Genomic DNA, 15,020 nt, shown 5'->3' on the forward strand with positions numbered 1-15,020 from the left:
ATGACTGCACACCTCACACGGCGTTGGGACGGCCTGATGGCCGTCCTGCGTGGCGCCTCTACGTTCGTGCTGGCGTTCATGATGATCACGATTTGCTATGACGCCATCATGCGTTATGCCTTTTCCGCACCGACACACTGGAGTCTGGAGATCAACTCCTTCCTGCTGGTGTACCTGGCCGTAATGAGTGCCGCCGAGGCTCAACGACGGGATGCTCACATCCGCATCGATTATTTCAAGGCCAAGCTGCCGCCGCGCGGACAAGCCGTGACCGGCATTCTCACCAGCCTTCTGGGCGTCGCTTTCTGCACCATCATGGCCTGGCGTGGTGGGATCATGATGCTGCAGGCCTTCGAATACAACGAACGGGTCTCCAGTTCACTAGGCACCCCGATCGGCATTCCCTATGCCATGCTACCGATCGGGTTCGGCTTGCTGGGACTACAGTTCGCCCTCGATGTCTGGCGCGAAAGTCTGCGACTGATGTACCCCGAGGATAGCGACGACAACCGGGAGACCTCATCCCATGGCTGAGTCACTGAGTCGCAAGCTGATCGCCGATCACCTGATTGATGGCGACATGACCCCGGGCCGGGAGATCGCCCTGCGCATGGATCAGGCGTTACTCCAGGATATTCTCGGCACCCTTGTCATGCTGGAGCTGGATGCCATGGGGATCGATCGGGTGCATACCGACCCCAGTGTACAGTACATTGATCACACCCTGATCCAGCAGGACAACATCAACGCCGACGCCCATCTATTTCTGAAAAGTGCCTGTGAAAGGCTGGGCATCTGGTACAGCGGCCCCGGCAACGGTATCAGTCATCCCGTCCATATGGAGCGTTTCGGCGTTCCCGGGCAAAGCCTGGTGGGCTGCGACAGCCACACCACGGCGGCAGGCGCACTCGGCATGCTGGCCATCGGTGCCGGCGGCATCGAAGTCGCCATGGCGATGGCAGGGGAACCCTTGTTCCTACCCATGCCCGAGATCGTCGGTGTATACCTCGAAGGCGAACTCCCCGACTGGGTCAGCGCCAAGGACGTGATACTCGAATTGCTGCGACGTCATGGCGTCGCCGGTGCCAAGAATTGCATTCTGGAGTATCAGGGGCCGGGGCTCGCCTCGCTCAGTGCCATGGACCGTCATGTACTGGCCAACATGGGAACCGAAATGGGGGCGACCGGCAGCGTCTTTCCCAGTGACGAAGTGACACGCTCGTTTCTGCGCTCTCATGGTCGCGAAGCGGCCTGGCAACCGTTGGCGGCCGATCCCGGCTGCGATTTCGATCGCACCGAACACATCGATCTGTCACGACTGGAGCCGCTCATCGCACTGCCATCGAGCCCCGACAAGGTGGTACCTGTCACTGAAGTGGCCGGTGAACCTATCTACCAGGCCTACATCGGCTCATCAGGCAATCCCGGCTATCGTGATTTCGCCGTCGTCGCCGAGATCGTCAAGGGACGCAATGTAGCCGACAACGTCTCGCTGGACATCAACCCCTCGACCCGAATGGTGCTTTCAGCACTCACGACGGAAGGACATCTGAGCTCACTGATCGATGCCGGTGCTCGCCTTCATCAGGCCGGTTGCAACGGCTGCATCGGCATGGGGCAGGCACCGGCCGCGGGTCGCAACAGCTTGCGCACCGTGCCACGCAATTTTCCGGGCCGTTCCGGCACACGGGAAGACTGTGTATTTCTGTGCAGCCCGGAAACGGCGGCAGCATCAGCACTCAACGGGACGATCACCGACCCCCGAACGCTGGATATCCCGTATCCACACCCGCGCGAACCAGCCAGAATGATCGCCAATGACGCCTGGTTCGTACCGCCCTTGGCGCCGGAAAACGCTCGGCAGGTCGCACTGTTGACCACCGACAACACGCCCCCTCTACCGCTCCTGGCGCCGCTCCCGGAACGCATCGAGGCGCCTATCCTGCTCACGGTCGGAGACAATATTTCCACCGACGACATCATGCCGGCCGGATCACGCGTCCTGCCATTGTGGAGTAATGTCCATGCGTCGGCCGAGCATGTTTTCGAGGCAGTCGATACAGGGTATGTCGCGCGTGCTCGTCAACAGGGCGATGCAGGGCATATCATCGTCGGAGGGGCCAATTACGGTCAGGGGTCGAGCCGCGAGAATGCCGCCCTGGTACCTCGCTTGTTGGGGCTTCAGGTTGTCATCGCCGAGAGTATCGCACGGATTCACTGGCAGAACCTGCCGTGTTTCGGTGTGCTGCCGTTGACCTTCGTCGAGCCGGCCGACCGGCAACGCTTGCAGCAAGGCCAGTACCTGACGATCGATGATCTTCACACACAACTCGCCTCCGGCCAGACCGTTGCCGTCAGGCTGGACAATGGTGAACACATGTCGCTACACCATGAACTCAGCGAACGCCAGCGCGCCATCCTGACGGCCGGAGGTGTGATCAACTGGTTGAAACGGGAGACTACGCCATGACCCCCATCTTACCTCCCGGCATGGTGGATATCGTCGATGTCGCCCCACGCGACGGGTTTCAGTCGATCGCTGAACCGATCCCGACCGAGGAAAAACAGCGCTGTATTCAGGCACTGATCGATGCCGGTGTCACACGGCTGGAAATCGGCTCCTTCGTCAGTCCCAGGATACTACCGCAAATGGCCGACACCGGCGATCTGGTCGCGGCCTTTGCCAACCGCCCCGGCATTCGCTTTGCCGCTCTGGTTCCCAACCAGAAAGGGGCGACGATCGCGCTCGATCATGGGGTGCGCGAACTGGTCTTCGTCGTGTCGGTCTCGGAAGCGCACAATCAGAACAATGTCAGGCGCAGCGTCGATGACTCGCTGGATGAACTGGCGGCCATCGCCAAGCGGTTAAGGGAAGCCGGTAACAGCTACCTGCGACTCGACCTGGGGACCTGCTTCGACTGCCCGTTCGACGGTACGATCGGTTGGCAGCAGGTGGATCGAGTGATGACCAGGGCCATGGATCTCTGCGCCGGACTCGATCTGGAAGTGGGGCTATGCGATACCACCGGCCGGGCGACCCCCTATCAGGTCGCCGATCATTTCACGCGGTTGCGTGAGCGGCATGACTACGAGGGGTTGAAATGGGCCTTTCACGGCCATGATACCTACGGCATGGGCGTCGCCAATGCGCTGTTCGCGATCCATCACGGTGCCTCGGCCATCGATGGTTCCTGTGCCGGCCTGGGTGGCTGCCCGTTCGCCCCCGGTGCCACCGGTAATACCGCCACCGAGGATCTGGTCTATGCACTCAACGGCGGTGGTGTCCACACCGGCATCGACTTGCCCCGCTTGCTGACGGCGGCGGACAGGATCGCCGCACTGCCCGGCGGCAAGATAGCTAGTCATTTACGCAATGTCCCGCGGGAACGTGTCAGTTGAGGCGAACCAGCATGCCAGGCGGTAATTTGACAATCGTTCATTCCAGCCTCTATACCCAGAATGAACCCGCGCGCCACGTTTCATCTCAGCAACCACTGCGAATAGCGTAGCACGTGGTCTACCGCGGCTACGGCGGGACATGCCGGCTTGTATGCCCATTCAAAAGGAGTGTGGTATGGCCAATGACGCTAACGACCCAAGGACGACTTCGCAGGCTCCCCAAGACCGCATCAACCCTATCGTCTTCTATGGATCGACCATCGGCATCGTGGTCTTCGCGTTGTGGACGATGCTCTTCACTGGCCCTGCCAGCGCCGTCATCAATGCCGTGTTGGGCTGGATTTCCGATACCTTCGGCTGGTTCTATTTCGTTGCCGTAGTGGCGTATCTGGTGTTCGTCATTGCCATCGGGCTCTCTCGCTACGGCAAGCTCAGGTTGGGTCCAGCGCACTCCACGCCGGATTTCAATGTCGTCACCTGGGCTGCCATGCTGTTTTCCGCCGGAATCGGTATCGATCTGCTGTTCTTCTGCATCGCTGAACCGGTCACCCAGTTCCTGGCTCCTCCCGAGGGTGATGCCGAAACCGTAGCCGCCGCCCGGCATGCCATGGAACTCACCTTCCTCCATTGGGGCCTGTCCGGCTGGGGGATCTACACGCTGGTCGGCATGTCGCTGGCGTTCTTCAGTTATCGGCACGGATTGCCGTTGACCATCCGCTCGGCGCTTTACCCGATCTTCGGCAAGCGCATCAATGGCCCTATCGGCAACACTGTCGATATCGCCGCCGTCCTCGGGACCATCTTCGGCATCGCGACCAGCCTTGGCATCGGTATCATCCAGCTCAATTTCGGCCTCGATTACATGTTCGGCATTCCCGAAAGCACCGTGACCCAGGCGGCGCTGGCGATCATGATCGTGGTGTTTTCCGCCATTTCGGCAGTCACCGGCGTCGACAAGGGCATCCGACGGCTCTCCGAGTTCAATATGCTGCTGGCGCTGTTACTGATGCTGTTCGTGCTGTTTTCCGGGCAGACCCTGTTCCTGCTCAATGCCCTGGTGCTGAACGTCGGCGACTATCTGAGCAATTTCGTCAGTCTGTCGATGAATACCTATGCCTTCGATCCACCCTCCGACTGGCTCAATGCCTGGACCGTGTTCTTCTGGGCCTGGTGGATCGCCTGGGGGCCTTTCGTCGGGCTGTTTCTGGCCCGGATCTCGCGAGGGCGCACCATTCGCCAGTTCGTTGCCGGCACCTTGATCCTGCCGCTGTCGTTCATGATGGCGTGGATGTCGATCATGGGGAACAGCGCCATCGAACTGGTCATGAATGACACCGGGGTCGCCGAATTCGGCCAGCAGGCCATGGAGAACCCCGGCTCATCGATCTATCTGTTCTTGCAGAGCTATCCCGCCGTCGCCTTGACGACCGGCGTGGTGACCGTGCTGGCGATCGTGTTCTTCGTGACCTCGGGCGATTCCGGGTCGCTGGTGCTTTCCAATCTGACCTCGATACTCACCGACCCCAATCATGATGCCCCCGCCTGGATGCGCATTCTCTGGGCGGCCATCATCGGTATCCTGACGCTGGCCTTGTTGATGGCCGGCGGACTGGGGGCATTGCAGAGTGCCGTAGTGATCATGGGGCTGCCCTTCGCTTTCGTGCTCTTCTTGATGATGATTGGACTGTTCAAGGCGTTGAAGGTGGAGGGGCTCAAGGAGGACAGCTTCCACGGCAGCATGGCAGGCCATCTGTCCGGCCGCACCGATGCGGGCGAAGGGGCGGCCCGCAACTGGCGTCAACGACTAGCCCGTGCCGTCAGTTTCCCCAGCCATGAGCAGGCGCGCCGATTCCTCCAGGAAATCGGGAAACCCGCCATGGAGGAGATTCGAGAGGTCCTGACGGAAAAAGGGTTCCCGGTAGATATCGTTGAAGGTGACGGAAATAATGAGCACCTGGCCTTGAATGTCGATCTGGGCGGCGAACAGGATTTCACCTACCAGATCTGGCCACGGCGCTGTGCCATGCCAGCCTTCTCGATTCGTGCCACGCGCGCGGATTCCCATTATTACCGCCTCGAGGTCCATATCATCGAAGGCGGACAAGGGTACGATGTGGCCGGCTATTCCAAGGAACAACTGATCGCCGACATTCTCGACCAATATGAGCGCCATCTGTTATTCCTGCATCACCAGCGGGAATTGCCCGGCGGCGACACTGCCATGCCGGACGACCCCACTACGGCAGGACGCGGATGAGAGGAGACACGGAATGAGCGAGGCGAGATTCGATCGGTCGTTCGACTACATCATCGTCGGTACCGGGTCGGCGGGCGCCGTACTGGCGGATCGATTGAGCGCCGACGGTGACAACGAGGTGCTGGCACTGGAGTTCGGCGGCAAGGACAACTCCATCTATATCCAGATGCCAACCGCTTTTTCCATTCCACTCAACAAGCCACGTTTCGACTGGGAGCTGTATACCGAACCCGAGTCCGGACTGGCCGGTCGACGTATCCATCAAGCACGCGGCAAGGTCATCGGCGGCTCCTCGTCGATCAATGGCATGGCGTATGTCCGCGGCTGCGCAGGGGATTACGAAGAATGGGTCGAGCTCGGCGCCGAAGGCTGGAACTATGCCGATGTCCTGCCCTATTTCAAGCGGGCCGAAGACTGTCTGTATGGCGACGACGCATATCGCTCCACCGGTGGGCCATTGGGCGTCTGCAATGGCAACAACATGAAGAACCCACTGTACCGCGCCTTCATCGAGGCAGGCCGACAGGCCGGCTATGGGGAAAGCGAGGATTACAACGGCTATCGACAGGAAGGCTTCTGTCGCATGGACATGACGGTGCGCGATGGGGTCCGCTGTTCGACGGCCAATGCTTATCTCAAGCCGGCGTTGAAACGCGCCAACCTCCATCTGGAGATGCATGCTCTCACCACCCGCATCCTCATGGAGGGTAAACGCGCCGTCGGCGTCGAATATCGCCAGCATGGCAAGGTGGTACGCGTACAGGCGCGTCGTGAAGTCATCCTGTCCGCCAGTGCCTTCAACTCCCCCAAGTTGTTGATGCTCTCCGGTATCGGCCCGGCCGAACATCTCAAGCAGCATGGCATCGAGGTCGTACATGACCTACCCGGTGTCGGCGAGAACCTTCAGGATCACCTGGAAGTCTGGGTGCAGCAACATTGCACACAGAAGATCACGCTGAACGGTTGGCTCAATCCATTGGGGCAGTTGCTGATCGGTGCGCGCTGGTTTTTCTTCAAGAAAGGCCTGGGGGCAAGTAACCAGTTCGAGTCCAACGGCTACATCCGCAGTCGGGCCGGCCTGAAATATCCGGACATCCAGTATCATTTCCTGGCCGGCGCCATCGCCTACGATGGCTCCAGCGCCGCTAGAGGCCACGGGTTTCAGGTCCACCTGGGCGCCAACAAACCCAAGAGCCGAGGCCATGTGCGGCTCAAATCGAGCGACCCATCCGCTCCGCCCGAGCTGGTTTTCAACTATCTTCAGGAGGAAGAGGACAAACAGGCGTACCGCCGTGCCCTGCGCCTGACCCGAGAGATCTTCGCGCAACCCGCGCTCGACCCTTACCGTGGAGAGGAACTCTCACCCGGCCGGGCCGTACAAAGCGACGACGAGATCGATGACTGGGTCGCTCGCACTGCGGAAACCGCTTATCACCCTTGTGGCAGTTGTCGGATGGGAACCGATAGCATGGCCGTAGTCGACACCGAATGCCGTGTGCACGGTGTCGACAATCTGCGTGTCGTCGATTCTTCCATTATGCCCACCGTCACCAATGGCAACATCAATGCCCCGACCATCATGATCGGTGAAAAAGGCGCTGACCACATTCTGGGACGCGAGCCACTGGCTCCCTCCGAAGCCCCCGTCTTCGTCGTTCCGGACTGGGACAGCAAGCAGCGCGAAGGAGAGCCCCAACGGTGACCGACCGCCACAAAAACAACATCAACTGACAACACAAGGAGGGCATCTGCATGAGGTACTTACCGATCCTTGCAATAGCCCCTCTCGGCATTGCCGGCCAGCTACACGCCGAGGACACCCCGGGGAGGTTCGGCCACCCTAACGAAAAGAGTCTGGGTATCTATATCGGCAGTGACCTGACAGAGGATGGTGCCACCTATCTCGGCGGGTTCGGTCATGAGCCTTCCAGTCACTGGCTGGAAATCGTGCCATCACAAGAGCATCCCGAGGGAGCGACCATGACGGTCGGCGTGACCGAGGACGCGCGCATCCCCGGCGAACTGACCGAGATTCCACAGGTAGAGGAAACCTTCAAGTACATCACTTCCAACTACTCGGAATTTGCGGGCTTTCCACCACCGCTCACGAATGGCGGATTGAATGAGCATGGTGTCGCGGCACGCGATATCTGGTCGCCCTCACGACCGGAACTCGTGGAGATGTCGGAAGAGGCTGCTGAAGATGAGCCCCAGACCGGCCCGCAGTACAGCGACCTCGCCCGCATCGCCATGGAGCGCGCGACATCGGCTCGAGAGGCCGTAGAGATCATCGGAAGTCTCATCGATGAACACGGTTTCTCGACCTATGGAGGCAACTCGCATCTATTTGCCGACGAAAACGAAGGCTGGGTTTTCATCAACTATGCCGGCGCCAAGGGGCTTTGGGCTGCAGAACGGCTGGAAGCCGATGAAGTGCGAGTTTCCTACCCGGGATATATCAATGAATTCCCCGCCTCTCCCGACGACGATGACGATTACATGGCCTCCGACAACCTCATCGACTTCGCTCGTGAACAGGCGTGGTGGGATGGTAACGGCGACTCCCTCGACCTTCAGGAAGTCTATGGACAACCGTTTCCGGCTGAAGATCCCGGCGACTTCTATCCCAGCTTCTATACCGAGGGGCGTAACCCTCCCGAACGCGAGGAGGAGCTTCGGGATATGGCCCCCATCAAGCTGAAAGACATGCTCGCCTATGTACGCGACCCCCGCTGGTCTACGGACTTCTCCGGCTACGGTCAGGTCGCGCAGATACGCCCGGACACCCACCCTGAACTGCAAACGCTATGGGTCGCCGTCACCAGTGCCATCACGACACCCTTCGTCCCGATTCCTATCGGTACCGAAGAAGTACCGCCGGAGTTCAAGCAGCATCGTTACATGACCAAGGATGCCGATTCTCACTTCCTGGATCCGGATTATGGTCCATTGGAAGCGACTCGATATGCCACTCGAACCTTCAAGCGCCTGCTCTACCACACCTGTGAAAATCCTCAGGATTTCCTGCAACCGGTGACCGGCGATATCGAAGCATTCGAGCAGAACCTGCTGGATTCCCGCGCACGCATCGAACGTGAAGCGCTCGCCCTGTTTGAGTCAGATGAAGGCGACGAGGCGCGTCGGTACCTCACCGATATGACCCAGCGCTCACTGCTCGACAGCCTGGCGCTCGGCGAAGACCTGGTCCGCAACGTGGAACGGCAAACCCGTGACAGATATGGCATCCGCATGCCCGAGGGCGAAGCCAGCAAGGGCGATACGACACCGGCGACGAGCCAGCATATGGCACGTGAAGGATGGGGCGCCATGATTCACTGTTACCAGCAATCCATGGATGAATATCCACGTGAGCATGGTCGCTACGAAGAGGACAGAGCCCTGAGGCCTTGACGCCACTACCATTCGGACTCACCGTCGGTCGATCCTTCAGGGATCGATCGACTCGTTCAGTCATTCGCCGTCGCGGCTCGCTCGATGATGGGACGCCATTCGGCCTCGACGGGCATGCCAAAGGTGTCGCGAAGAACCCGTTCGATCCCGTCACCATCCAGGAGATACCGTTCACTCTCACCCTCGACGGGGCGAATGGTGAATTGTCGATCGGCCAGCGTATAACGAGCGTCCGGTGTCGTGCGCGCCACAGTGAGATGATGCCGGAAGTGCGATGTCGGATGCGTCGAGGTGAACCAGTTGGGCAGCTCGTAATCGACGTCGAGTTGCGGCTCAAGCGAGAGCGCATAAAGTGATGACCAGCGTGAGTCCAGCCACACCTGCACCATCAGTTCATCCCCATAGGAAATGACACGATATACGCCATGAGGAGTCTCTTGTGGCTCGGATGTATCCATGCGTAGCGGTGCGACTGACACATTCCCGCCGAATCCGACATCCACCAGCCAGGGACGGCCTTCCAGCATGATGCGCAACGCCATGTGGGTACGCGGCCGAGGGGCCGCGCCGGCCAGTGACTGCCAATAGACCCTGGCGGCAAGGCCTTCGACCTCGAAACCGATCGCCTCCAATGCACGCTTGAGCAGGCTGTTGTGCTCGAAGCAGTAACCACCGCGATGTCCCTCGATCAACTTGGCATCCACCGCCGTCGGCGAAATATCGACCCCCCGACCCAGCAGAATGTCGATGTTTTCGAACACAATGGACGCGGGATGACGTTCATGGAGTGCACACAACGTCACCAGGGTCGGCGAACGCGGACCGGTATAACCGATTCTGGCGAAGTAGGCATCGAGATCGAGTTCAGGGTCACGATCCTTGCCGGTCAATGCCGACAGAATTTGTCCTACGGCCAGTGGCGCCAAGGTATCCAGGAAACGTATCTGCGGATCCTGACGGGTAAACGCTTGCTTCAACCGTTCGCTGGCGGGGCCCAGCAGGCCCCGACCGAAGGCGATCAGATCGAAATCCTCGGCATCGAACCGGTCGGCGGCATTTTCGACATCCGTCGTGCCCCGGACATCGACCCCCAGCTCGAGGAGTTCCTGCCTCACCATATCCAGCACTTCAGGCGCACGTCCCAACAACAGGACACGTGCTCCGGTCAACCAGTTTGGTGGTTGATTGTCGTCGTTCATGCGACCTCCCTGTCATCGAGTGTGATCAGGATACACGGCATCCGCCACTCGCTGCTTACGAAATGAACGTCTTTATAAGACCTCAACCATGGTTGAGGTCAAGGGTTGGCAATGTCATGTCGAGTCAGAACGTTTCACACTTTAGTCGCTTGGCATAGCCCGACTTCGACACTCAGTCCTGCCGCGGTTCAGTGCTCCCACTGACTGGACGGGACTCGCTGTAAATGTATGTGACTGATCAAACGGATGGTGGGTCGAACCAGAAACTGGAAACTGCCGATGATGAAGCACCAGATTGCTCCTGTCTCCAGACTGGGATACAGGAACAGCACGCTGCCGACCAGAAACCAGACGGCAATGAAGAAGTCATTGATGATGCTGAGCACCTCATAACGGCGTCGGATAACCAACTCTTCTCGTCCGAGGTGGAATGTCAGTGGATTATCCATCGGCGTGTTGGCCATAGTCTTCTCTTCCTTGCCACATTCACATGTACTATAAACGCAGCCCCGGCTCCTCCGGCTCCGGTTCACTCGGCCCCGGGGAGGGTATATCGGCCGGTAGCGCCAACTCCTCTATTTCGCCTTCCTGCCAATAACGCAAGCGAACCTCCGCGTCCGAGGGTGTTTTACGTACGAGTTCGAGATACCGCATCGGTTGCTCAGGTGTTTGGCCATTGACTTCAAACAGCAGCGCACCTGGCTCCATTCCGGCATCCTCGGCAGGACCGGCAACATCGCTGACCAATACGCCCTCTCGGTCGGGGAGTTCGAATGCATCGCGCAGATCATCGGTCACCGGGGTCACCGTGATACCCAACGCCGACACCACCTGGTCATCCATGCCCTGGTAATCGATACGCCGCGCCGCTTCCAGCACCTGGGGAGCAACATGAATGGTGGCACCGGTACGCAAGGACAAAGCGATTGCATCGCTGGGGCGACTATCGATTCGGATCGTTTCGTCTTGCCCCGCCTTTCTCAGTTCGAGCATACCGAGGAAGGCATCGTCTTCGATGGCGTCGACGTAAACCCGCTCCAGCGACACATCGACACCGTCGAGAACATTATCGAGCAACTCGTGAGTCATGGGACGGCGCGGTTGTTGATCGCGCAATCCTCTCTGGATGGCTTCGGCCTCTGCGGAACCGATCAGAATGGGGATCACTTCTTCGGCACCGGGTTCCCGCAATAACACGACCGGTGTCCCTATCGGGACGGCGATCGCCACCGAAGCGATCTCGACCTCGACCATGGTCTCCGGGTCCACGGCCAGTTCGCGCCCATCGGCGACACCGACCCAGACCATCAACAGCCCCCCCAGGAGCCAGGGAATGCTCGCATGCATGACTGTACGAATTAACATCAACCACCGTCCTTCACGCCAGTGGAGGCATGTCCTGCTTGAAGCATGGCAGTGGCTTGCATTGGCTGCCATGAAAAATACGCTCCTCGGGCCGGACGATGTCGAATTCGGACGCTCCCATTCGACCAGGGAATGTCGATGCCACCTGGTCTGTATACAAGAGGAGAATGAGATCATGCGCCTGAGTACTTACCTGATGTTCGATGGTACCTGCCAATCGGCATTCCAATTCTATGAGCGCTGTCTCGGCGGTCACATCGAGGCCATGGCAACCTACGGCGAAATGCCGGAGGGTTGTGGTGAACCGGTACCCGCCGAGCAACATAACCGGATCATGCATGCCCGACTGGCGGTAGATGGACAGTGGTTGATGGGCTCCGACATGACATCGGTATGTCCGGTTCCCTACGAGGGCATCCATGGCACGCATATCACCCTCAATGTCGATACGCCGGAGGACGCCGAGCGCATTTTCGCGGCCTTGTCGGACAACGGCACGGTTCAGATGCCGCTCGAGGAAACCTTCTGGGCAGAACGTTTCGGCATGCTCATTGATCAGTATGGTGTGCCCTGGATGATCAACTGTGAAAAAGATGGGTAATGTGCGTCATTCACATACCGAGGGGAGTCAGCACCTCGCTCAGAAATCGTTGCCAAAGGCGTGGCTCCAGCCATAGCATGAAAGCCACGCCCCAGGCTCCACCCCAGAGATGAGCACTGTGGTTGATGTTGCCTCCCCCGCGCCGATCGGCCCAGAAGGAATACGCCACATAGACTACGGCAAACAGAATCGCCGGCACGGGTAGAAAAAACACGAACAGCATCGACCAGGGTTGCAGAAGGATGTAAGCGAACAACATGGCAGCCACCGCTCCCGAGGCCCCCAGGCTACGGTAACGTGGATCGCCTCGATGACGGACATGGCTCGGCAGAATGGCGACCAGTATGCCGATCAAATAGAACAGCACGACGCCCACGATCCCGATGCGTGGTGTCAGCACTTGCTCCATGACCGTACCGAAAAAGTACAGCGTCACCATGTTGAACAGCAGATGCGCACCATCGGCATGAATGAAGCCATGACTGAGCAAACGCCACCACTGCCCGCGAGAAACGCCGGGCGGCCAGTAGATCAAGGCATCGAGAAGTGATCTCGAACGCCACGCCATCAGCGACACTGCAATGGTGGCAGCCATGATGGTATAGGTGGCAATGGGCATTGTTCCTCCTTGAAATGCAGGCCTGACAGTGAAGTTCATCGGGCGTGTAGCGCTTCACTCTATTCTACTTTTTGCAATGATCGGTCGCCTAGCTCCTTGCCCTCATAACCGAGAAACGACTAAGGCTATCTCTCCAGCTATCGCCCGGTTTATAGGTAATCCACCACCTATTCATGAACCCATCTCATTAACGACATCATTCTCCATCCATAGCCTGATACCCACCCTTTCTTTAAAACCAAAAATATGGTCATCATGCACCAACATTCTAATAAAAAATGATAGATACTCATATATTTTTTGAAAAAAAACACCAAGAAAACTAAACTAAAAATTCGCAGAACAAAATAAAAATGCCCTCAGTAATTACATGGGGTTAATCATGATTAAATTAGGATATATCAAAAAATCAGCTATCGTCAGCATGACTATTCCTTTATTATTTATTGGAGAATCGCCGGGAGCAAAGGCTAACAACAACGATGTAGATTTAGTCCTTAATGTGACAATCGACATGTTAAAAGGGGAAGTCCCTTTTAGAAACTATGATCGGTTATCAGAAGGAGGCATTCGCCATGTGATAGACAATGGCGTTTCCTATACAAATGCGCGTTATCAGCATTCCACCACATTCACGGCAGTTGGCCATGCGGTACTCAACACTGGTGCCCCGGCTGCTGAACATGGCTTGGCTGGAAACGACTGGGCCGACCGAAAAACCGGAGAGCGTGTCTACTGCGTTTCGGACCCTGATAGCAATCCCTTCATTGATACCGATATGCGCGGAACGTCACCTCGAAATCTGACAGCCACGACTTTTAGCGATGAACTTTCCCTATCTTCCGGCGGAAAATCACGTAGTTTCGCCGTCAGTGTCAAAGACCGGGGAGCCATCATACCAGCCGGGCGTCTTGGGAAAGCTTTCTGGTATGAATCGGGTTCTGGCGACTTCTATACGACATCGTATTATTACGATGAGATGCCAGAATGGGTAACGGAGTTCAATGAATCTGGAAAGAAAGACAAATTCCGTGATGAACAATGGACGCTTAAAAAACCAGAAGACACTTATACATTTTCGCACAATGACGACCGAGAACATGAAAAGGGTTATTATGACCTAGGCTCAACCATCCCCAAGGATTATGATAATTCAGATGATAGTGCCTACTATGGAGGATTACGTTTTTCCCCGGCTGGCGATGAGCTAACACTCGAATTTGCCAAAACTCTCATGGAGCAGGAAGAAATTGGCAAAGGAGACGCCGCCGATGTCCTTAATATCAGTTTATCCGGGACGGACTATGTAGGACATGCCTGGGGAACGAATAGCCTAGAATATGAAGACATGTTCCTGCACGTTGATGCATTACTGGACGATTTCTTCAGCTTCGTCGACGATGAGGTTGGTCTGGATAATACATTGATCATTATCAGCTCAGACCATGGTGCTGATGATATACCCGAGTACCAGCATCAAGAAGGACTCGATGCCGATCGTCATTATCCTGAGGAATTCATTGAAACAGCCAATGAAACCCTACGGGAACGTTTTGATATTTCCGATGATCTCATCATGGCCTTCTGGAATCCAAGTCTCTATCTGAATCCTGATGTCATGGAGTCAAATGATTTAGACTATCCGGAAGTCGAACGTGCACTTGCTCAAGCCATGCTGGATCAGGAAGGAGTCAGTTATGCTATAACCCGCACGGATATCGAATCAGGCAACATACCGGATACACCGATAATGAACAAGTTGGTGCGTGCGTTTCAGCCAGAACGTTCCGGCAATGTTCTCTTCATCCAAGACCAGTTTTGGTACCTGTACCCCAACGCGGATCAGTTCTCGGCTATGCATGGCAGCCCTTATGCATACGATACGCATGTTCCTATACTGATATCCGGCCCTAAAATTCCCAATCAAGTCGTGGATAGAAGTGTGGCCGTTAGCGATCTAGCCATCACGATAACCAATTACATGGAGGTGAGAACACCCTCCGGAGCCGATGGTGATGTGCTTGAGGAGGTGGTCAGTGAGCGAAGTTTCTAATAACAGATAAAACCGCTATTAATGATGAGAGGACCTGACTGTACATGCCAGGGACGCATGGCGGAACAGCCTCTCATCATTTATATCAATTGCGTATGCAATACAGATTATCATAA

General features: G+C 57.2%; 12 protein-coding genes. 8 read left to right on the forward strand and 4 right to left on the reverse strand.

Going from position 1 to position 15,020, the window contains the following annotated elements; all coding sequences use genetic code 11:
• The 6 genes from BLW01_RS04565 (at window position 1) to BLW01_RS04590 (ending at window position 9,067) form a co-directional block, all read left to right on the forward strand.
• Window positions 1–534, forward strand: a complete 534-nt coding sequence (locus BLW01_RS04565) for a TRAP transporter small permease (protein ID WP_092568318.1) — start codon at window positions 1–3, stop codon at window positions 532–534.
• Window positions 527–2,470, forward strand: a complete 1,944-nt coding sequence (locus BLW01_RS04570) for an aconitate hydratase (RefSeq protein ID WP_092568319.1) — start codon at window positions 527–529, stop codon at window positions 2,468–2,470. The genes BLW01_RS04565 and BLW01_RS04570 overlap by 8 nt, the downstream gene beginning before the upstream one ends.
• Window positions 2,467–3,399 (forward strand): hydroxymethylglutaryl-CoA lyase, encoded by a 933-nt coding sequence (locus BLW01_RS04575; protein ID WP_092568320.1) that lies wholly within the window; start codon window positions 2,467–2,469, stop codon window positions 3,397–3,399. The genes BLW01_RS04570 and BLW01_RS04575 overlap by 4 nt, the downstream gene beginning before the upstream one ends.
• A gap of 175 nt (window positions 3,400–3,574) precedes the next feature.
• On the forward strand, window positions 3,575–5,656 hold the full coding sequence (gene betT / locus BLW01_RS04580; RefSeq protein WP_092568321.1) for a choline BCCT transporter BetT: 2,082 nt from the start codon (window positions 3,575–3,577) through the stop codon (window positions 5,654–5,656).
• 13 nt (window positions 5,657–5,669) lie between these two features.
• The gene (betA, locus tag BLW01_RS04585) at window positions 5,670–7,358 is read left to right on the forward strand and encodes a choline dehydrogenase (protein ID WP_092568322.1); all 1,689 of its coding nucleotides are present in this window, start codon (window positions 5,670–5,672) and stop codon (window positions 7,356–7,358) included.
• 50 nt (window positions 7,359–7,408) lie between these two features.
• Window positions 7,409–9,067, forward strand: a complete 1,659-nt coding sequence (locus BLW01_RS04590) for a C69 family dipeptidase (RefSeq protein ID WP_092568323.1) — start codon at window positions 7,409–7,411, stop codon at window positions 9,065–9,067.
• A 56-nt stretch (window positions 9,068–9,123) separates the two neighbouring features.
• Here the strand turns inward: BLW01_RS04590 and BLW01_RS04595 are convergent, their stop codons facing one another.
• The 3 genes from BLW01_RS04595 to BLW01_RS04605 all read right to left on the reverse strand — a co-directional run bounded on the left by BLW01_RS04595 (window position 9,124) and on the right by BLW01_RS04605 (window position 11,631).
• Complete coding sequence (locus BLW01_RS04595) at window positions 9,124–10,266, reverse strand: arylamine N-acetyltransferase family protein (protein ID WP_217635483.1); 1,143 nt, start codon at window positions 10,264–10,266, stop codon at window positions 9,124–9,126.
• Between the two features lie 188 nt (window positions 10,267–10,454).
• Complete coding sequence (locus BLW01_RS04600; RefSeq protein WP_092568324.1) at window positions 10,455–10,730, reverse strand: YrhK family protein; 276 nt, start codon at window positions 10,728–10,730, stop codon at window positions 10,455–10,457.
• A gap of 31 nt (window positions 10,731–10,761) precedes the next feature.
• The gene (locus BLW01_RS04605) at window positions 10,762–11,631 is read right to left on the reverse strand and encodes a bifunctional nuclease domain-containing protein (protein WP_229806376.1); all 870 of its coding nucleotides are present in this window, start codon (window positions 11,629–11,631) and stop codon (window positions 10,762–10,764) included.
• Between the two features lie 175 nt (window positions 11,632–11,806).
• Here BLW01_RS04605 and BLW01_RS04610 point away from each other — a divergent pair, with 175 nt between their 5' ends.
• Complete coding sequence (locus BLW01_RS04610) at window positions 11,807–12,232, forward strand: VOC family protein (protein WP_092568575.1); 426 nt, start codon at window positions 11,807–11,809, stop codon at window positions 12,230–12,232.
• 10 nt (window positions 12,233–12,242) lie between these two features.
• On the opposite strand, the gene BLW01_RS04615 is transcribed toward BLW01_RS04610, so the two are convergent.
• The gene (locus tag BLW01_RS04615) at window positions 12,243–12,851 is read right to left on the reverse strand and encodes a rhomboid family intramembrane serine protease (RefSeq protein WP_092568325.1); all 609 of its coding nucleotides are present in this window, start codon (window positions 12,849–12,851) and stop codon (window positions 12,243–12,245) included.
• A gap of 382 nt (window positions 12,852–13,233) precedes the next feature.
• Here BLW01_RS04615 and BLW01_RS04620 point away from each other — a divergent pair, with 382 nt between their 5' ends.
• On the forward strand, window positions 13,234–14,904 hold the full coding sequence (locus BLW01_RS04620; RefSeq protein WP_175529765.1) for an alkaline phosphatase family protein: 1,671 nt from the start codon (window positions 13,234–13,236) through the stop codon (window positions 14,902–14,904).
• Window positions 14,905–15,020 lie beyond the last annotated feature (116 nt).

This window comes from Aidingimonas halophila (genome assembly GCF_900106955.1).
Taxonomy (GTDB): domain Bacteria; phylum Pseudomonadota; class Gammaproteobacteria; order Pseudomonadales; family Halomonadaceae; genus Aidingimonas; species Aidingimonas halophila.